21 protein-coding genes are annotated in these 18,822 nt (G+C 46.2%); 17 read left to right on the top strand and 4 right to left on the bottom strand.

The window, feature by feature from the left end; translation table 11 throughout:
• Positions 1–292: RNA polymerase sigma factor (locus tag Q5866_RS14135; protein ID WP_303180900.1), on the top strand; the 292-nt coding region annotated here is incomplete at its 5' end.
• Here the strand turns inward: Q5866_RS14135 and Q5866_RS14140 are convergent.
• Positions 254–949: a hypothetical protein gene (locus tag Q5866_RS14140; protein WP_292270660.1), complete on the bottom strand. Its 696-nt coding sequence runs from the start codon at positions 947–949 to the stop codon at positions 254–256. The genes Q5866_RS14135 and Q5866_RS14140 overlap by 39 nt on opposite strands.
• 170 nt (positions 950–1,119) lie before the next feature.
• On the opposite strand from Q5866_RS14140, the gene Q5866_RS14145 reads away from it, so the two are divergent.
• The 16 genes from Q5866_RS14145 (at position 1,120) to Q5866_RS14220 (ending at position 17,730) form a co-directional block, all read left to right on the top strand.
• Positions 1,120–1,656 (top strand): flavodoxin family protein, encoded by a 537-nt coding sequence (locus Q5866_RS14145; RefSeq protein ID WP_099289830.1) that lies wholly within the window; start codon positions 1,120–1,122, stop codon positions 1,654–1,656.
• Positions 1,657–2,172: 516 nt separating this feature from the next.
• Positions 2,173–2,820, top strand: a complete 648-nt coding sequence (locus Q5866_RS14150; RefSeq protein ID WP_227217279.1) for a CoA transferase subunit A — start codon at positions 2,173–2,175, stop codon at positions 2,818–2,820.
• A gap of 71 nt (positions 2,821–2,891) precedes the next feature.
• Positions 2,892–3,278: a hotdog domain-containing protein gene (locus Q5866_RS14155; RefSeq protein ID WP_099289828.1), complete on the top strand. Its 387-nt coding sequence runs from the start codon at positions 2,892–2,894 to the stop codon at positions 3,276–3,278.
• 10 nt (positions 3,279–3,288) lie between these two features.
• Positions 3,289–4,116, top strand: coding sequence for a 3-keto-5-aminohexanoate cleavage protein (locus tag Q5866_RS14160; protein WP_186977520.1), 828 nt, complete (start codon positions 3,289–3,291; stop codon positions 4,114–4,116).
• A 31-nt stretch (positions 4,117–4,147) separates the two neighbouring features.
• Positions 4,148–5,191 (top strand): zinc-binding dehydrogenase, encoded by a 1,044-nt coding sequence (locus Q5866_RS14165; protein WP_303180906.1) that lies wholly within the window; start codon positions 4,148–4,150, stop codon positions 5,189–5,191.
• A 102-nt stretch (positions 5,192–5,293) separates the two neighbouring features.
• Entirely contained in the window at positions 5,294–6,331 is a 1,038-nt protein-coding gene (locus tag Q5866_RS14170) for a zinc-binding dehydrogenase (RefSeq protein WP_099289825.1), read from the top strand.
• A 67-nt stretch (positions 6,332–6,398) separates the two neighbouring features.
• Entirely contained in the window at positions 6,399–7,643 is a 1,245-nt protein-coding gene (gene ablA / locus Q5866_RS14175; RefSeq protein ID WP_099289824.1) for a lysine 2,3-aminomutase, read from the top strand.
• Between the two features lie 88 nt (positions 7,644–7,731).
• Positions 7,732–8,760, top strand: a complete 1,029-nt coding sequence (locus tag Q5866_RS14180) for a hypothetical protein (protein WP_303180909.1) — start codon at positions 7,732–7,734, stop codon at positions 8,758–8,760.
• Between the two features lie 27 nt (positions 8,761–8,787).
• The gene (locus tag Q5866_RS14185) at positions 8,788–10,188 is read left to right on the top strand and encodes a DNA mismatch repair protein MutS (RefSeq protein ID WP_303180910.1); all 1,401 of its coding nucleotides are present in this window, start codon (positions 8,788–8,790) and stop codon (positions 10,186–10,188) included.
• A gap of 12 nt (positions 10,189–10,200) precedes the next feature.
• Positions 10,201–11,757 (top strand): lysine 5,6-aminomutase subunit alpha, encoded by a 1,557-nt coding sequence (locus Q5866_RS14190; RefSeq protein ID WP_303180912.1) that lies wholly within the window; start codon positions 10,201–10,203, stop codon positions 11,755–11,757.
• A 143-nt stretch (positions 11,758–11,900) separates the two neighbouring features.
• Positions 11,901–12,689, top strand: a complete 789-nt coding sequence (locus Q5866_RS14195; protein WP_099289822.1) for an OAM dimerization domain-containing protein — start codon at positions 11,901–11,903, stop codon at positions 12,687–12,689.
• Between the two features lie 82 nt (positions 12,690–12,771).
• Entirely contained in the window at positions 12,772–13,431 is a 660-nt protein-coding gene (locus Q5866_RS14200) for a 3-oxoacid CoA-transferase subunit B (RefSeq protein WP_099289821.1), read from the top strand.
• Positions 13,431–14,633, top strand: a complete 1,203-nt coding sequence (locus Q5866_RS14205) for an acetyl-CoA C-acetyltransferase (protein WP_227217284.1) — start codon at positions 13,431–13,433, stop codon at positions 14,631–14,633. Before Q5866_RS14200 ends, Q5866_RS14205 begins: the two co-directional genes overlap by 1 nt.
• A 47-nt stretch (positions 14,634–14,680) precedes the next feature.
• Positions 14,681–15,820 (top strand): acyl-CoA dehydrogenase, encoded by a 1,140-nt coding sequence (locus tag Q5866_RS14210; protein ID WP_099289819.1) that lies wholly within the window; start codon positions 14,681–14,683, stop codon positions 15,818–15,820.
• A gap of 12 nt (positions 15,821–15,832) precedes the next feature.
• The gene (locus Q5866_RS14215; protein WP_227217285.1) at positions 15,833–16,615 is read left to right on the top strand and encodes an electron transfer flavoprotein subunit beta/FixA family protein; all 783 of its coding nucleotides are present in this window, start codon (positions 15,833–15,835) and stop codon (positions 16,613–16,615) included.
• 122 nt (positions 16,616–16,737) lie between these two features.
• A complete protein-coding gene (locus tag Q5866_RS14220) occupies positions 16,738–17,730 on the top strand; it encodes an electron transfer flavoprotein subunit alpha/FixB family protein (RefSeq protein WP_099289817.1) in 993 nt (330 codons plus the stop codon).
• A gap of 51 nt (positions 17,731–17,781) precedes the next feature.
• On the opposite strand, the gene Q5866_RS14225 is transcribed toward Q5866_RS14220, so the two are convergent.
• From Q5866_RS14225 to Q5866_RS14235, 3 genes are read right to left on the bottom strand one after another with little or no spacing between them, the layout of a single operon-like run.
• Positions 17,782–17,919, bottom strand: coding sequence for a hypothetical protein (locus tag Q5866_RS14225; protein WP_303180913.1), 138 nt, complete (start codon positions 17,917–17,919; stop codon positions 17,782–17,784).
• On the bottom strand, positions 17,916–18,053 hold the full coding sequence (locus Q5866_RS14230; RefSeq protein ID WP_227217287.1) for a hypothetical protein: 138 nt from the start codon (positions 18,051–18,053) through the stop codon (positions 17,916–17,918). Before Q5866_RS14230 ends, Q5866_RS14225 begins: the two co-directional genes overlap by 4 nt.
• Positions 18,050–18,682 (bottom strand): hypothetical protein, encoded by a 633-nt coding sequence (locus tag Q5866_RS14235; protein ID WP_303180914.1) that lies wholly within the window; start codon positions 18,680–18,682, stop codon positions 18,050–18,052. The genes Q5866_RS14230 and Q5866_RS14235 overlap by 4 nt, the downstream gene beginning before the upstream one ends.
• Between the last annotated feature and the right edge of the window lie 140 nt (positions 18,683–18,822).

An 18,822-nucleotide genomic window follows, 5' to 3' on the forward strand; every position in this document is an offset into this window, starting at 1 on the left:
AGAAAACGAACGCTATAAACATCTCACGGAAGAAAACGAATCGTCCACGTTAAACTATATCATACAGGAAGAAGCCTTGCGCCTCTTGAATGAATCCATCGAACAACTGCCACCCCGCATGGCAGAAGTGATCCGGCTCAGTCTGGAAGGACTGAAACAAGAGGAAATTGCCGAACAAATGGAAGTCACCGTCGCCAACGTGAAAAGATTGAAAGCACTCGGTATCGAGAAGCTAAAAAAATCACTCGGGGCATTATCCTGCTTCGTGTTCACCACGACCGGACTGATCTGACCTCTCCCGGCTCTGGGCGTAATACTTGCAATACTTATTCAACACGCACCCCCCGCACAACGGGTTTCTTTTCCGGCATACCATAGCGGCATAATCCAGTATCGCCCAGTTCAACTCCTTGCAGCGCCGCACCTCGATTATGTCATTCGCCAACTCCTGCACTTCTTTATCAAAACGCACGTCGATAAAATCACCCGGTTCAAAATAACGCTTCAATAAACGGGACATATTCACGTCCAGCAACGGTTTACGATTTCTCAATATAAACAACTCGAAAGCGTTCGTCACGTATAAACCCACGAAACCGGAATCCCTCAACTCGTTCGCGTCCCCCGGAAGTTGCCCTCCCCTGCGACGCAAATCTTCCGTCAGCTTATAAAGCCTCCGCGCTCGATGCCGGTATAATCCCAACGGCCTCATCACCTCTTCCAATTCCTCCAGCGTTGCGCCGCAAAGAGCTTCCCAATCCGGATATTTCGAGAAAAAAGTATCATAATATCTCGCCACGGTCTCCGCCTTCGTCCTTTGCAACAGAATCTCGGATACGATCTGCTGATACTTCGTCGCACGAGCTTCCCTCCACGGGAACACCCGCTGATTCTCATCAAACCACCGTAACAGACGGTGTTGTAAATATTGAACCATTACTTCTCGCATATCGTTTCATTAACTCTTAATCAACCATGCAAATCTAAGAAATCGTTTCAAGATGTCATCACTCATCCCCTTATTATTAACAGGAATCAGTAATTAGGGTATATATACCCGTAATATATATAACAACCGACACCCTATTTTTCCATATCTTTGTAAAAAACAAAAACGACATGAACAAGAAAGTACTTATTTTATCCGGAAGCCCACGGAAAGGCGGAAACTCCGACTTATTATGCGACCAATTCATGCAAGGCGCACAAGAGGCCGGACACCAAGTAGAAAAGATATTTCTAAAAGACCGGACGATTCATTATTGCACGGGCTGCGGCATCTGTAACGCGGGAAAGCCGTGCCCGCAAAAGGATGACATGTCCGAAATTCTGGAAAAGATGATCGCCGCAGATGTCATCGTAATGGCCACTCCCGTCTATTTCTACACGATGGATGCCCAGATGAAAACCCTGATAGACCGGACATGTTCCCGTTACACCGAAATCAGTAACAAGGAATTCTACTTTATCGTGACAGCTGCCGACACGAGCATCCCCGCCATGGAACGCACCGTCGAAGGCTTCCGGGGCTTTACCGATTGTCTGGAAGAGGCAAAAGAAAAAGGAGTAATCTATGGCGTGGGAGCTTGGCAAATCGGCGAAATCAAACAAACGAAAGCCATGGAACAAGCCTTGACGATGGGCAAGCGATGCTGATATTCCTACCAACAATCAAGGGATATACAGGAGAAGAAATACCTTTTCGCACAATATAAAATACATTTCCATTAGGGTTTCGTGGGAAATACTTCTATGATACTCCCACGAAACCCCTATCAACCTCCTATCAGCATAAAATATTCATGCCTGTTATTTGGAAATTCGCTACCTGCTACTGTATCTTCGCACTAGAATATATCCTATCGACATGCCAAATACCCGTAAGTTATCCTACTATTATCCTGCTTTCTTCCGTATTACTCCCTTTTTGCTCGAATAAAATAATACGCGAAAAAAAATTGGAAACACGTTACAAATTGTGTAAATTTATAGCCGTGAAGTGTGAGAGAACGGGTAAAGGATGTTTTCGACTACGTAAAATGATTCTCAATAAAGAATTTTTTCCGTTTTTGTGTTGAAAATATTTCATTTATTCCCGAAAACGATATAAATTTGACAAATCAATGTGAATGTGTTAAATATTTAACTGAAACAATATAAAAATGCTTCCTTATGAGTAAATTTATTTCTATCGAAGAGGCTGTATCAAAAGTAAAGGATGGTATGACCATTATGGTTGGCGGATTCCTTGCAAACGGAACCCCTAACAAGCTCGTTGACGCCTTGGCAAAGTCCGGCGTGAAGAACCTTACGTTAATCTGCAACGACACGGCATTCCCGGACAGAGGGGTAGGTCAGTTGATCGCTAACAAGCAAGTAAAAAAACTTTTCGTGTCACATATCGGGACAAACCCTTGCACGAGCGAGCAAATGAATAGCGGCGAACTGGAAATCGAATTTTGCCCGCAAGGTTCTTTAGCTGAACGCGTGCGTGCAGGCGGTTGCGGATTGGGTGGTATCCTGACTCAAACCGGAATGGGAACCATCGTTGCCGAGGGAAAACAAGTGATCAACGTGGACGGCAAAGATTATTTGCTCGAGAAACCGTTGAGAGCGGACATCGCCCTCGTGGGCGCGAGCCTCGGGGATAAAGCCGGAAATCTGGTCTACCGGGGAACGTCGCAAAACTTCAACCCGCTGATGGCTGCCGCCGCCGATTTGGTGATTGCCGAGGTGAATGAACTCGTGGAAGTAGGAGAAATCGCTGCCGAAAACGTGAAGACGCCGTCTATCATGGTAGACTATATAATTGAAAATTGAGAATTGAAAATTGAAAATGCTTCTCAATCTAAAATCTAAAATCTAAAATTTAAAATCTAAAATCAAGAAAGATGGAAAAAACAATGATACGTTTAAGAATGAGTGCTAAAGATGCTCATTATGGTGGAAATTTAGTAGACGGTGCACACATGGTTCACTTGTTCGGTGACGTTGCCACGGAATTGTTAATCATGCATGACGGGGACGAAGGCCTGTTTGTTGCTTACGACAACATCGAATTCCTTGCGCCGGTTTACGCCGGGGATTACATCGAGGCTACCGGAGAAATCGTGAAAGTAGGAAACACTTCTCGCAAGATGGTTTTCGAGGCAAAGAAAGTGGTTGTAGCCCGTCCGGACATCTCGGCTTCCGCCGCCGACGTGCTGGAAGAACCGATCGTGGTGTGCCGTGCCAGTGGGACTTGCGTTGTCAAAAAAGAAGACCAGAGAAAAAATTAAATGACTATTTATGGAGAAATTAATTATCACAGCAGCCATTTGCGGGGCTGAAGTAACCAAAGAACAAAATCCCGCCGTTCCATACACGGTAGAAGAGATCGTGAGAGAAGCCAAATCAGCAGTGGACGCGGGAGCAGCCATTGTTCACATTCACGTTCGTGAAGACGACGGTACTCCTACCCAAAGCAAAGCACGCTTCAAAGAGTGCATCGACGCTATCTACAAGGTATGCCCCGATGTGATCCTTATCCCCTCCACGGGAGGCGCCGTAGGTATGACCGCTGAAGAACGTCTTCAACCGACTGAACTTTTCCCCGAAATGGCTACCCTCGATTGCGGTACTTGCAATTTCGGTGACGATGTTTTCGAGAACACCATGCCCATGATGCGGGATTTTGGCAAGAGAATGATAGAAAACAATATCAAACCGGAATACGAATGTTTTGAAATGGGACATCTCGACACGATACTAACCATGGCCAGAAAAGGTCAGGTTCCCGGGGCTCCCATGCAATTCAATTTCGTTCTCGGCGTTCCCGGATGTACCCCTGCCACTGTACCGAATCTCTGCTGGTTAGTAAACGCTATTCCGGCAGGCTCTACTTGGACGGCAACCGGAATCGGACGTCACGCTTTCCCTCTTGCTGCCGCGGCTATTGCCATGGGCGGTAACGTGAGAGTAGGTTTTGAAGATAACCTGTATCTCGAAAGAGGAGTCCTCGCTAAATCCAATGGCGAATTGGTAGAAAAAGTGGTTCGCATAGCCAAAGAATTAGGCCGCGGAATCGCTACTCCAGCCGAAGCAAGAGAAATTTTAGGATTAAAACCTTTAAAGTAATTCATTTTCAAACTTATAAATTTTAAATACTATGCAAAAGAAAGGAAACAAATACGGAACTCACCGTGTGATTGAACCGAAAGGTGTGTTACCCCAACCCGCTAACAAGATTGACAACAACATGGACGAGATCTATGACAACGAGATCTTGATTGATGTACAAACCTTGAATATCGACTCAGCCAGCTTCACCCAGATCGAGCAACAAGCAGGCGGCGACAAAGCCAAGATTGCCGAAATCATGTTGGACATCGTGTCAAAACAAGGTAAACACCGCAACCCGGTAACCGGATCAGGCGGTATGTTGTTGGGTACGGTTGAAAAAATAGGTGATGCATTGAAAGGTAAAATCGACTTGAAGGAAGGCGACAAAATCGCAACCTTGGTTTCTCTTTCTTTAACTCCGCTACGCATCGACAAGATTAAAGATATCCGTCCGGACATTGACCAAGTTGACATCGACGGGAAAGCAATCCTTTTCGAGAGCGGTATCTACGCCAAGATTCCGGCAGACCTTCCCGAGAATTTGGCATTGTCAGCATTGGACGTTGCCGGAGCTCCCGCCCAAACTGCCAAATTGGTTAAACCGGGTGATACCGTTTTAATCATCGGCGCGGGTGGTAAATCAGGTATGTTGTGCTGTTACGAGGCTAAAAAACGTGCAGGAGTTACCGGTAAAGTAATCGGATTGTGCCACAGCCAGAAGAGTACCGAACGTTTACAGAAACTCGGTTTCTGCGACTATGTATTCTCCGCAGACGCGACTCAACCCGTTCCCGTGATGGAAAAAATCGAGGAATTGACGAATGGCGAGATGTGCGACGTAACCATCAACAACGTGAACATCACCGACACGGAAATGACCTCTATTCTTTGCACGAAAAACACGGGGGTCGTTTACTTCTTCTCTATGGCGACCAGCTTCACGAAAGCAGCTCTCGGTGCTGAAGGAGTGGGAAGCGACGTAACCATGATCGTGGGTAACGGCTACACGAAAGGTCATGCCGAGATCACTCTTCAAGAATTGAGAGAATCAGAAGCTTTAAGAAAGATCTTTACGGAACTTTACGCTTAATTAATTTACGATTTATGATTTACGATTTATGATTGCTTTCACGGTAATTATCAATCGTAAATCATAATCTGAAATCTAAAATCATAAATCTAAAATTATTCGATGGACAAGGGTTGTAGATACGGTACACACAGGGTAATTATCCCGGAAGGAACACTTCCTCAACCGGCACAAAAGCTGGATAACACGATGAGCATTTATGACAACGAGTTGTTGATAGACGTGCAAACACTGAATATAGACTCTGCCAGTTACACGCAGATCAAAGGTGCTTGCGGAAAGGATGCGTCAAAAATGAAAGAAATGATTCTTTCCATCGTGGAAGAACGGGGCAAGATGCAAAACCCGGTGACCGGTTCGGGGGGAATGTTAATCGGTACGGTAAACGAAATAGGTCCGGCATTCCCGGATAAATCATTAAGAGTGGGTGACAAAATCGCCACGTTGGTTTCTCTTTCCCTTACCCCATTGAAAATTAATAAAATCAAGAATCTTGACCCGGCATCGGATCAGGTTGACGTGGAAGCGCAAGCCATTCTTTTCGAAAGCGGCTTGTACGCCGTACTGCCTGACGATATACCGGAAAAACTGGCATTAGCCGTGTTGGACGTGGCAGGAGCCCCGGCTCAAGTGGCTCGTCTGGTAAAAGAAGGTGATACGGTATGTATCATCGGGGGAGGCGGCAAGTCGGGAGTACTTTGCTGCTATCAGGCAATGAAAAACGTGGGACCTTACGGAAAGGTCATCGTGGTGGAATACTCGGAAGAGAACGCCCGAAGAATAAAAGAAATGAATCTCGCCACTCACGTGATTGTCGCCGACGCGACAAAAGTGATGGACGTGTACAAGAAAGTGACTGCCATAGCGGGCGAAAGAGGTTGTGAGGTGACAATCAACAACGTGAACGTGCCCTCGACAGAAATGACCTCTATTTTAGTCACCAAAGGACAAGGATGTGTTTACTTCTTCTCTATGGCGACCAGCTTCACGAAAGCGGCGTTGGGAGCCGAGGGAGTAGGAAAAGATATAAATTTAATCGTAGGAAACGGATACGCAAAAGGACATGCGGAACTAACCCTGAATATTATCCGGGAGTCCGCAGAAATTCGCGAGTTATTTGAAAAACTGTATGTAAAATAAATAAAGTGCCAGCCTTGTGCGGCTGGAATCTAAAATCTAAAATTTAAAATCTAAAATAAATAAAGTGATGTCAGAAAGCAGACGAAAAGAGTTTTTCCCGGAAGTTACCGACGAACAATGGAACGATTGGAAATGGCAAGTGAAAAACAGAATTGAAACACTCGATCAATTAAAGAAATACATCGAGTTGACCAAAGAAGAAGAGGATGGTATACGCGAGTCTTTAAAGACGCTGAGAATGGCGATTACCCCTTACTATTTGAGCTTGATTGACAAGAACAATCCGCATTGCCCGATACGGAAACAATCCGTACCCTCGGCTCTCGAATTGCACAAATCAGCAGCCGATCTGGAAGATCCGTTACACGAGGATAGCGATTCTCCTGTCCCGGGATTGACACACCGTTATCCGGACCGGGTATTATTCCTGATTACCGACCAATGCTCCATGTATTGCCGTCACTGCACCCGCAGACGCTTCGCGGGACAACATGACTGTGCATCCCCGACCGAGCGCATCGACAGATGTATCGATTACATCGCGAAAACCCCGCAAGTACGCGACGTATTGCTTTCCGGAGGTGACGCCCTGTTGGTTAGCGACGACCGTTTGGAATACATCATCAGCAAATTGAGAGCTATCCCGCACGTGGAGATTATCCGTATCGGAAGCCGTACCCCGGTTGTATTACCGCAACGTATTACCCCGGAGCTGGTAAACATGCTGAAGAAATATCACCCGATCTGGTTGAACACTCATTTCAATCACCCGAACGAGGTTACGGAAGAGTCAAAGGCAGCATGCGCCCGCTTGGCTGACGCCGGAATCCCTCTAGGAAACCAGACCGTGTTACTGAGAGGTATCAATGACTGCACTTACGTGATGAAGAAATTGATGCACGAATTGGTGAAAATGCGTGTTCGCCCGTACTATATCTACCAATGTGACCTTTCCATGGGTATCGAACACTTCCGTACTCCCGTATCCAAAGGTATCGAGATCATCGAGAACTTGCGGGGACATACTTCCGGATATGCCGTTCCCACGTTCGTGGTTGACGCTCCCGGAGGAGGAGGTAAAACCCCGGTAATGCCGACGTATATCCTTTCTCAATCACCCAAACGCATCGTGTTGAGAAACTACGAGGGTGTTATTACCACTTACACGGAACCGGAAAGATACGAAGAAGAGTGCCACTGCCCGGAATGCGAAAAAGCTCGCAAAGAAGGGGTAGCCGCCCTGTTAAATGGTGATGCCCTCTCTATCGAGCCGAAACATTTGGCACGTAACGAGAGAAATCACCACGAATAAACTAATTTTAGATTTTAAATTTTAGATTTTAAATTCTTCACGGAATAATAAATTTAAAATTTAAAATCTAAAATCTAAAATTGAAACCGTGTTTATCGAGGAAATATTAAAATACAACAGTATTGCAATCGTGGGACTGGCAAAAAACGCCGGTAAGACAGAATGCTTGAACTACATTCTTCGGCGAGTGAAGAATACGGGGAAGCGTTTTGCCCTCACCTCCATAGGCATTGACGGGGAAAGCAGAGATCAGGTCTGCCAAATGCCCAAACCGGAAATAGAGGTATTCGAGGATATGATATTCATCACGTCCGAGATGCACTACCGAGACAAAAGGCTGGTGGCAGAAATCATGGATGTCAGCACACAACAAACCTCTTTGGGACGCTTGGTTACCGCCAGAGCCGTTTCGTCGGGAAAAGTGTTGCTATCCGGACCCGCTGACACGGGTTCGCTGCGTACCTTGATTCATGATATGAAGCGTTGGGATGTCGACACGACAATCGTGGACGGGGCTCTCTCCCGCCTCAGTCTAAGCTCTCCGGCAGTGACTGAAGCGATGGTACTTGCCACGGGAGCAGCTTTATCCTGTAATATTCCTCAACTGGTAAGAAAAACAAAATACGTTTACGACCTCATCTGCCTGAATGAAGCAGCACCCGACATCGTGCGGAAGCTGATGGCAATCGAGCAAGGTGTGTGGTCGATAGATGACGAAGGGAACATCTACGATTTAGACATTCCCTCCGTGTTTATGCTTGAAAATAAAAAAGACGATATTTTCAAGCACGGGAACACGTTATACGCGGCAGGCGCCATAAGTGACAAATTATTGCAATTCCTGCGGCAGCAAAAACAAATCCGGGAAATCACTCTAATCATGCGGGATTTCACGAAAATGTTCGCTTCCATGGAAAACTATTACGCCTTCGTGAAAAAAGGCGGTACCATACAGGTTTTGCAAAAAAGTAAACTACTGGCAGTCTGTATAAATCCCCAATCACCGGATGGATATTGTCTGGATTCGGACGAACTACGGGTCGCCATGCAAACGAGCTTGGGCATCCCGGTATACGATGTGAAAAGGATTGAAAATAATTCTCAATCTAAAATCTAAAATCATTAAATCTAAAATTGAATTAAGGTGTTTTTACGCGGCGCAATAGAAGAAGTAAACGGGTTCAGATACATGATAGACAAACTGGAAATTCAATCCGGTCTGGCAAAACGTGTATTGAACACACTACCGTACTTACACACGAGGGAAGAGATTATCGCCGAATTGGATAAAACGGAAGCGACAATCAACATCTCGCGTGATTCCTTGTTGACGGACACCATTACCAAGATCAATGTAAAGCTCATGCAAGTGAAAGATATCCGGGGTACAGCAAACCAGATAACAGAAGCACAAGCATTGGACGACATTGAACTGTTTGAATTAAAGGCATTCTCTTTACTCGTTATGGATATCCGGCAACTGCTCATTGCCGCCCGTATAGACGTGGTATCACTTCCGGACTTGGAACCGGTAGTCAACACGCTGGACCCGGAAAGAATGCGTATACCTCATTTTTACGTTTATGATGCTTATTCCGAAGAACTGGCAGCCTTGCGGGTAAAAATAAAAACGCTAAAAATGAACGAGCGAACCGACAGCAAGGTGCTGGAGCAGTTACAATTCGAGCATACCGTGCTGGAAGACCGCATCCGGGAAGAATTGTCCGCACGAATACACCCGTATAAACTTGAAATCAACGAAGCACTCGCCAATATTGCCACGCTTGACATATTGCTCGCCAAAGCAAAGCAGGCCATCAAGATGCAATTGTGTAAACCGGAGATTTCGGAAACAGTCACCCGTTACAAAAACATCTTCAACCCGCAGGTAAAAGAAGTCCTGAAGACGGAAGGTAAGAAATTTCAAGCTATCGACATTGACATCGCCCCCGGGGCATGCTTGATTACCGGGGCAAACATGGCAGGTAAAAGTGTCATCCTCAAAACCGTGGCTCTGGCACAAACCTTATTCCAATTCGGTTTCTACGTTCCGGCAGAACACGCTGAAATCGCTTTGGTAGACGAGGTTCTTTTGTGCATCGGTGACGAACAATCGGAACTTAGCGGCCTCTCTTCATTTGCCTCGGAGATGCTAAGGCTCAATACCATCATTCAAGATGTAAAAGCAGGTAAAAACGCTCTTATCTTGATTGACGAACTGGCAAGAACAACCAATCCCACGGAAGGAAAGGCCATCGTCAACGCAGTGCTTGACTTCCTCACGGGTAAAGGTGTCCGTTCCCTGATTACCTCACATTACAGCGGCATCAAAGCCGGATGCAAAAAGATGCGGGTAAAAGGATTTATTAAAGACAAAACAGACGGTCGATTGACCATCAATAACATAAACGAGTTTATCGATTATTCGCTAATCGAGGAGACTCAAGACTCCGTGCCGCATGAAGCGATGAGAATTGCCCGTATTCTGGGTGTAGACGAGGAATTGTTGGACAAAGCGGAGAACTATTTGGAACAGAATTTATAACAGAACAAAAATATGCAGAACAGTAAATTAGGGTTAGATTTCAACAAAGTGGCACACGCGAAAGAAGTGTCACGAAAGATAGCCGACGACGTACAGAAATTCGTGGAGCAGTACTCTACCGTTGCCGTTGAGCGTACTTTATGCCGCTTGCTCGGCATTGATGGCGTGGACGCCAACACGGTACCGCTCCCCAACGTGTTGGTAGACGAGCTCAAAGACAAAGGAGTATTAGGACAAGGTATTCTCTTTTTCCTCGGGAACACCATCGTGGAAACCGGAATGAACCCGCAACAAATAGCAGAGAAAGTCGCGGAGGGACAGCTGGATATGACCACATTACCCGTTCACCCGATGGAGAAGATCAAAGCGGCCTTGAAACCATACGTGGATGCAAGTATCAAGCGTATCAGTGACCGGCGGGCGAAAAAAGAACATTACCTGAAAACGATAGGCGAAGGCCCGAAACCTTACCTGTACGTGATCGTCGCTACCGGAAATATCTACGAAGACGTGGTACAGGCTCAAGCAGCCGCACGGCAGGGTGCTGACGTTATCGCCGTAATCCGTACAACAGGGCAGAGTTTGTTGGATTACGTGCCTTATGGAGCAACAACAGAAGGATTCGGGGGAACTTTCGCGACACAGGAAAACTTCCGCATCATGCGTAAAGCACTGGACGAAGTGGGCGAAGAAGTCGGACGCTACATCCGCTTGTGCAACTACTGTTCCGGGTTATGTATGCCGGAAATTGCCGCCATGGGAGCCTTGGAAGGCTTGGACGTGATGTTGAATGATGCTCTTTACGGGATTCTTTTCCGCGACATCAACATGCAACGCACGCTGGTTGACCAGTTCATGTCACGTGTAATCAACGGGTTTGCCGGAGTGATCATCAACACGGGTGAGGACAACTATCTGACTACCGCCGATGCCGTGGAGCAAGCGCATACCGTGCTGGCTTCCGACCTTATCAACGAACAATTGGCTTTACTCGCGGGACTGAAAGAAGAACAAATGGGATTGGGACACGCTTTTGAGATGGACCCGTCGCTGGAAAACGGATTCCTGCTGGAGCTTTCCCAAGCACAAATGACTCGTGAAATTTTCCCGAAAGCAACGTTAAAATATATGCCTCCGACCAAGTTCATGACGGGAAATATCTTCCGCGGACACATACAGGATGCACTCTTCAACATGATCGGAATATGGACTTCACAAGGTATCCAATTGTTGGGAATGCCAACAGAAGCAATCCACACGCCTTTCATGTCCGACCGTTACCTCTCTATCGAGAATGCCAAATACATTTTCAGTAACATGAAAAACATCGGCGACGAGGTAGAATTTAAAAAGGACGGTATCATCCAGAGTCGTGCCAAAGAAGTATTGGACAACGCAATCGCTCTACTCGAAAACATCGAGCGTGAAGGACTTTTCACCGCGCTGGAAAAAGGTATCTTCGGTGACGTGAAACGCCCGAAGAATGGTGGTAAAGGACTTGACGGAGTTGCCGCCAAGGGTGCCAATTACTATAACCCGTTTATTGAGCTAATGCTTAATAACAATTGAAAATTGAGAATTGAAAATTGAAAATGAGGTGTCCTATGACTATCATTTTTAATTTCAAGTTTTCAAAAGAGTGAATAAAATAAAATTTAACCAATTATGCAATTGATAACTTTCAATTTTGCATTTTCAATTTTCAATTAATTATGAGTGGAGGATTATATTCTACCGATAAAAATGATTTTGACCAGACACTGGATCTGAAAAAAATAAAACCCTACGGCGACACGATGAACGACGGGAAAACTCAATTGAGTTTCACGTTACCCGTACCTGCCGGGGATGAGGCTATCGAAGCCGCTAAACAATTATTGAAGAAAATGGGATTCGAGAACCCGCAAGTCGTATTCCACAAGGAATTGACCGAAGGATTCACCTTCTTCAACTGCTACGGAAGTTGCACGCACACTGTGGACTTCACGAATATTCACGTGCCTAAAGTGGAAGGGACGAAATGGGATATGCACGAAACGGACGAATTTATCCGTGAAAACATCGGACGCCCGTTGATTGTCGTGGGTGCCAGTACCGGAACCGACGCCCATACCGTGGGAATCGACGCCATCATGAACATGAAAGGCTTCGCCGGACACTACGGCTTGGAACGGTACGAGATGGTAGAGGCTCACAACTTGGGAAGTCAAGTACCCAACGAAGAGTTTATCGCCAAGGCTATCGAGTTGAAAGCGGACGCTCTTCTGGTTTCACAAACCGTTACGCAAAAAGACGTTCACATCCAAAACTTGATTGAACTCGTGGAAATGCTCGAAGCGGAAGGCTTGCGGGACAAGGTAATCTTGGCTTGCGGGGGACCCCGTATCTCCCACGAATTAGCGAAAGAACTGGGTTATGATGCCGGATTCGGTATGAATACTTATGCCGATGACGTGGCTTCATTTATCGCACAGGAATTTGTTAGAAGAAAAAATAAATAATTACATTTACGATTTGAGATTTACGATTTATGATTACCATTAATCTAAAATCCGAAATCTGAAATCAAAAATTAAAACGGTTATGGATAAAGATCAAGTAAGAGAAGTTATCGCCAAACGGGTAGCTCTCGAATTAAAAGACGGCGACGTAGTAAACTTGGGTATCGGATTACCGACAATGGTTCCTAATTACTTGCAAAGTGACGTACACGTGGTGCTGCAATCCGAAAACGGATTGTTAGGCATGGGACCGAAACCGGAAGCAGGAAAAGAAAATCCGGAATTGACGGATGCCGGTGGTGGATACATCACGGCTGTAGACGGAGCTTGTAGCTTTGACAGCGCCACTTCTTTCGGCATCATCCGGGGCGGACACGTGGATGTAACTATCCTTGGTGCTTTACAGGTAGACGAGAAAGGAAACTTGGCAAACTGGATTATCCCCGGCAAAAAAGCACCGGGTATGGGTGGAGCCATGGACCTTCTGGTAGGCGCTAAAAAAGTAATCCTTGCCATGGAACACACGGCAAAAGGAAATCACAAAATACTAAAAGAATGTACCCTACCGTTGACCGCCGCGGGCGAAGTTGACATGATCATCACCGAGATGGGCGTGATGAACGTAACCCCGGCAGGAATCGAACTGGTAGAATTGAACAGTGAATTTACATTAGATGACATCAAAGCAGCAACAGGCTGTGAATTAATCGTTTCTAAAAACTTAAAACCCATGCCTCAATAATGAAGACATATATCGTAGCAGCAAAAAGAACAGCGATCGGCAAATTTTTAGGAAGTACTCTTTCATTATCAGCAGCAGACCTCGGTGCAGCGGTAATCAAAAATATAATCGCGGAAACCGGAGTAAACCCTGCAAATATCGATGAAGTAATCGTGGGTAACGTACTATCCGCCGGACAGGGTCAAGGTGTAGCCCGTCAGGCATCTATCAAAGGGGGAATCCCTCAGGAAGTACCGGCCTATGGTATCAACATGATATGCGGTAGCGGAATGAAAGCCGTGTTAAACGGTGTAAGCGCTATCAAAGCGGGATTGGCGAATCTGATCATCGCGGGAGGTACCGAATCCATGTCCAAAGCGGGATATATTCTCCCCGGGCATGTCCGTGACGGACATCGCATGGGAGATGTAACCGTTATCGACCACATGGTATTCGATGGCCTCACGGATGCTTTCGAAGGATACCACATGGGAATAACGGCAGAGAATATAGCGGAAAAATATTCTATCAGCCGCGAAGAACAGGATGAATTTGCCATGGAATCGCAGAAGCGTGCTATAGCTGCTATCGATAACGGTAACTTCAAAGCTGAAATTGTGCCTATCGAGTATAAAGTCAAAAAAGAGACTTTACAATTCGACACAGACGAATTTCCCAACAGAAAGACATCTCTGGAAAAATTATCGACTTTACGTCCCGCTTTCAAAAAAGAGGGCTCCGTCACAGCCGGTAACGCGTCCGGAATCAACGACGGTGCATCCTTCGTGATGATCGCTTCGGAAGAGGCTGTTAAACAAAACAACCTGACTCCTCTATGCGAGATCATCGGTGTCGGACAGGGTGGTGTGGATCCTGCTATCATGGGCATGGGACCCGTGCCCGCAATCGCCAACGCGTTGAAGAATGCCGGAATAAAATTATCCGACATCGACGTGATTGAACTAAACGAGGCATTTGCGGCACAATCACTGGGAGTAATTCACGAGTTGATGGCACAACACGGCGTAACGAGAGAATGGATAAACGAACGTACAAACGTCAACGGTGGTGCCATTGCTCTGGGGCACCCCATCGGAGCATCCGGCAATCGTATCATCGTATCACTTGTATATGAAATGCTAAACAGTGAAGCTAAAGTAGGGCTTGCCTCTCTCTGTATAGGGGGTGGCATGGGGACGGCATTGATTCTAAAAAAATGCTGATTTAGAATTACAACTAGCTTCGTTCAACTAAAAAAACATTAATAATAATGGATTTCAGTCTATCAAAAAAAGAGCAACTCTTCTTACAAATGATAAGAGAGTTCGCGGAAAAAGAGGTAAAACCCTTGGCGGCAGAAGTGGACGAATCAGAAAGATTCCCCATAGAAACCGTTGAAAAAATGGCGAAATTGGGTATCATGGGTATTCCATTCCCGGTGGAATACGGCGGAGCCGGAGGCAGTAACATACTCTACACGATGGCAGTAGAGGAATTGTCCCGCGTATGCGCCACCACGGGAGTAATCGTGTCCGCACACACGTCATTGTGCTGCGCCCCGATTATGGAACACGGAACCAACGAGCAAAGAGCCAAATATCTTCCCAAACTGACTTCAGGGGAATGGATCGGAGCATTCGGGTTAACCGAACCAAACGCCGGTACGGACGCGTCCGCACAACAGACCATTGCCGTGAAAGAGGGAGATCATTACGTGCTTAACGGCTCCAAGATATTCATTACCAACGCCGGTTACGCTCACGTGTACATCATCATGGCTATGACCGACAAATCCAAGGGTACCAGAGGAATCTCCGCGTTTATCGTGGAAAAAGATTTCCCGGGATTCTCCGTGGGTAAAAAAGAGAAAAAATTGGGTATCCGCGGTTCTGCAACCTGCGAATTGATCATGGAAAACTGCATCGTTCCGGCTGAAAACCTGTTAGGGCAAGAAGGTAAAGGATTCGGCATCGCCATGAAAACACTTGATGGCGGACGTATCGGTATCGCTTCTCAAGCATTGGGTATCGCACAAGGTGCTATGGACGAAACCGTGAAATACGTGAAAGAACGGAAACAATTCGGGAAAGCCATCGGTCAGTTCCAGAATACACAATTCCAACTGGCAGACCTGCAGACCAAAATTGAAGCATCCCGTTTACTGGTAAGACAAGCCGCTTACAAAAAAGACCAAAAAGAGGCTTATTCCACGGATGCTGCCATGTGTAAATTATTTGCAGCCGAAACAGCCATGGAAGTTACCACCAAAGCGGTACAATTCCACGGGGGATACGGGTACACCCGCGAATACCCGGTTGAAAGAATGATGAGAGATGCCAAGATCACCGAAATCTACGAGGGAACATCAGAAGTTCAAAGAATGGTGATCGCTGCAAATTTATTAAAGTAAAAGAAGATTGAAATGAAGATAGTTGTTTGTATTAAACAAGTTCCGGATACCACGGAAATCAAACTGGATCCCGTTACAGGAACCCTTATCAGAGACGGGGTACCCAGTATCATGAATCCTGACGATAAAGGAGGACTTGAATTTGCCCTTCAATTAAAAGACCAATACGATGCACACGTGACAGTTCTTACCATGGGACCGCCACAGGCAGAGGCTATCTTGAGAGAGGCTTACGCCATGGGGGTAGACCGTGCCATCTTGTTAAGCGACCGGAAATTCGGTGGAGCCGATACATTGGCAACTTCCAATACCATTGCCGCCGCTTTAAAAACTTTGGATTTTGATCTGGTAATCACCGGACGTCAGGCAATCGACGGTGATACCGCACAGGTAGGACCGCAAATCGCGGAGCACCTCGATTTACCGCAAGTAACCTACGTGGAAAGACTGACTTTCGACGGTAACAAAACCCTTACCGTGAAAAAGTCAACGGAAGAAGGTTACCAAATGGTGGAAGTTGACACCCCGTGCGTGTTAACCGCCTTGGCATCAGGCGTAAAACCCCGCTATATGTCCGTGAAAGGAATCGTGGAAGCTTACGACAAAGAAATAGAAGTCTGGGGCTTCGACAACATCACTGTTGACGAGAAAAAGATCGGTCTGAACGGCTCTCCCACCCGTGTATTCAAATCATTCACGAAAGGAGTGAAAGCAGCAGGACAAATCTACGAGGTAGAGCCCGCGGAAGCCGCAGATATCATTATCAACAAGTTGAAAGAGAAATTTATTATTTAAAAATTTCGGATTTATGATTTATGATTTACGATTGAACAAAACGTTGAATTTGTGCGATCGGAATCTAAAATCTAAAATCATAAATCAAGAAATTAATAGGATCTAAAATCTAAAATTGAAAGATGGATAAAGCACAATATAAAAACGTTTATGTCTTCATCGAGCAAAGAGAAGGCATTATCCAAAACGTGGCTCTGGAATTGTTGAGCAAAGCCAGAGAATTAGCTGATGCCTTGAACGAGAAAGTGTATGCCATGCTATTAGGTCATAACCTTTCCACGCAAGCCCAAGAATGTATTGCTTACGGTGCCGACACCGTGTTGCGTGTAGACGCACCGGAACTCGAAACCTACACGACGGAACCTTATGCCCAAGCAATCCACCAAATCATCATCGAGAACAAGCCGAGCATCGTGTTAATCGGAGCCACCACGATCGGTCGTGACTTGGGTCCCCGCCTGTCCGCACGGGTTGAAACCGGATTGACGGCAGACTGTACCGGATTGGAAATAGCCGAGGACGGCGGTCTGTTAATGACTCGTCCCGCGTTCGGGGGAAACCTCATGGCCACCATCATTTGTAAAGAACACCGCCCGCAGATGTCAACCGTACGTCCCGGGGTAATGCGCATGGCACAACGTGACTTGAACCGGAAAGGCAACATTGAAGACGTGAAAATCAATTTCGACAAATCTAAATTCCGTGTACGTGTTATCGAAACCGTGAAAGAATCCAAAAATCTGATCGACATCACCGAGGCTAAAGTTCTTATCTCTGGAGGTCGCGGAGTAGGTAATGCCGAAGGATTCGATATGTTGCGTGCAATGGCAGGTACCATCGGTGCGGAAGTATCCGCTTCCCGTGCAATGGTTGACGCCGGAGTTCTCGGTCACGAACGTCAGGTAGGACAAACCGGTAAAACCGTACGTCCCGACTTGTACTTCGCTATGGGTATTTCCGGAGCCATCCAGCACCTTGCCGGTATGGAAGAATCCGACTTCATCATCGCCATCAACAAAGACAAGTTTGCCCCGATCTTCAACGTGGCAGACTTGGGTATCGTTGGCGATGTTCGCAAGATCGTTCCTCTTCTCACCGAAAGACTGAAAAAATAAAACCGATAAAAAATGGAGCCTGTAACGGGCTCCATTTTCATTCTCCCTTTCTCACCTTCCGGAACGCTTCCGTTCCCATCGGTATTTGCACCAAGTCACCACAACCGAACTGCTCACACCTCCCACGACGCTCAAAATTCCTGCCACCAAATTATCCGCCAATTGCGTGAAAAATGCATTCAAACTCAACGTGAAAAATATTCCGGTAAAAAAATAAAAACCTTCAACAGATCCGTTTCCAATTGTTTCTTCTCCCTCGCCGGGAGGGTCAGCCGCCCAATCAACTCGCTGACCGCACTAACCATACCTTGCACCGGATTCATACTCTTTCTTTTAAACAAACATATTGACTCTGCGACAACTCCTTCCCGTCCGGGGAAACAAAATAACAATAGACGTGTACCTTCCGCCCCGGCTTATGCGCCACCCAAAAACACGCTCCTCTGTCATTCCGGGTAACACCTTCGCTCACCAACTCCGGAGAAAACGAACACTCCTCTTTCAATACCACCACTTCCAATCGATCCTGTCCTTCTCTCAACTCGCTAATCCACCCGTTTCTCCATTCCAACGTCACCCTCCCCGCCGGATCAATCCATCCCTCCAAACTATAAGCCCGTTGACGCTTTCCCACCGTGAACTGTAACAATGCGAAGTCCGCAATTCTCCCGTCTGCCCCAAAAGCTTTCAGATTCATTTTCATGAACAAAGCATACCCGCTAACACATCTCCCTCTAGCCGCCACACTCAACACCTGTTTCAAAGGCGTCTCTTTCAACCGCTGGTAAAAACACACTGCCGCCCGAAATCTTGCTCTCATCGCTTGTTGTTTTTCCGTGTTGGATTTATTCTCTTTCACCCTCCTTTTTAAAAACGTCTTGCCCCCCAACTGGAACAGAACATAATCCCCTATCCGTCCCCTAATTCCCAAACAATTTTTTACTTCTGCCATAATACTCTCGCTTTAAATGAATACTAATTCTAATTCTCTCTCATTTTACTGAATGCAAAATTACACCCGCCCCGATACTTCATTACTACACGTGAAGCACACGTGTAGTAACTTTCTTTATAACGCTCTATTTATCAGCA

It is taken from the genome of uncultured Butyricimonas sp., assembly GCF_959596855.1.
Taxonomy (GTDB): Bacteria; Bacteroidota; Bacteroidia; order Bacteroidales; family Marinifilaceae; genus Butyricimonas; species Butyricimonas muris.

Bases quoted from the DNA above. Each gene is read 5' to 3' on its own strand.
- Q5866_RS14155 (WP_099289828.1), top strand. From the start codon at position 2,892: ATGGAAAAAACAATGATACGTTTAAGAATGAGTGCTAAAGATGCTCAT.
- Q5866_RS14220 (WP_099289817.1), top strand. From the start codon at position 16,738: ATGGATAAAGCACAATATAAAAACGTTTATGTCTTCATCGAGCAAAGA.
- Q5866_RS14205 (WP_227217284.1), top strand. From the start codon at position 13,431: ATGAAGACATATATCGTAGCAGCAAAAAGAACAGCGATCGGCAAATTT.
- Q5866_RS14200 (WP_099289821.1), top strand. From the start codon at position 12,772: ATGGATAAAGATCAAGTAAGAGAAGTTATCGCCAAACGGGTAGCTCTC.
- Q5866_RS14210 (WP_099289819.1), top strand. From the start codon at position 14,681: ATGGATTTCAGTCTATCAAAAAAAGAGCAACTCTTCTTACAAATGATA.
- ablA (WP_099289824.1), top strand. From the start codon at position 6,399: ATGTCAGAAAGCAGACGAAAAGAGTTTTTCCCGGAAGTTACCGACGAA.
- Q5866_RS14190 (WP_303180912.1), top strand. From the start codon at position 10,201: ATGCAGAACAGTAAATTAGGGTTAGATTTCAACAAAGTGGCACACGCG.
- Q5866_RS14215 (WP_227217285.1), top strand. From the start codon at position 15,833: ATGAAGATAGTTGTTTGTATTAAACAAGTTCCGGATACCACGGAAATC.
- Q5866_RS14230 (WP_227217287.1), bottom strand. From the start codon at position 18,053: ATGAATCCGGTGCAAGGTATGGTTAGTGCGGTCAGCGAGTTGATTGGG.
- Q5866_RS14235 (WP_303180914.1), bottom strand. From the start codon at position 18,682: ATGGCAGAAGTAAAAAATTGTTTGGGAATTAGGGGACGGATAGGGGAT.
- Q5866_RS14160 (WP_186977520.1), top strand. From the start codon at position 3,289: ATGGAGAAATTAATTATCACAGCAGCCATTTGCGGGGCTGAAGTAACC.
- Q5866_RS14140 (WP_292270660.1), bottom strand. From the start codon at position 949: ATGCGAGAAGTAATGGTTCAATATTTACAACACCGTCTGTTACGGTGG.
- Q5866_RS14150 (WP_227217279.1), top strand. From the start codon at position 2,173: ATGAGTAAATTTATTTCTATCGAAGAGGCTGTATCAAAAGTAAAGGAT.
- Q5866_RS14165 (WP_303180906.1), top strand. From the start codon at position 4,148: ATGCAAAAGAAAGGAAACAAATACGGAACTCACCGTGTGATTGAACCG.
- Q5866_RS14170 (WP_099289825.1), top strand. From the start codon at position 5,294: ATGGACAAGGGTTGTAGATACGGTACACACAGGGTAATTATCCCGGAA.
- Q5866_RS14145 (WP_099289830.1), top strand. From the start codon at position 1,120: ATGAACAAGAAAGTACTTATTTTATCCGGAAGCCCACGGAAAGGCGGA.
- Q5866_RS14195 (WP_099289822.1), top strand. From the start codon at position 11,901: ATGAGTGGAGGATTATATTCTACCGATAAAAATGATTTTGACCAGACA.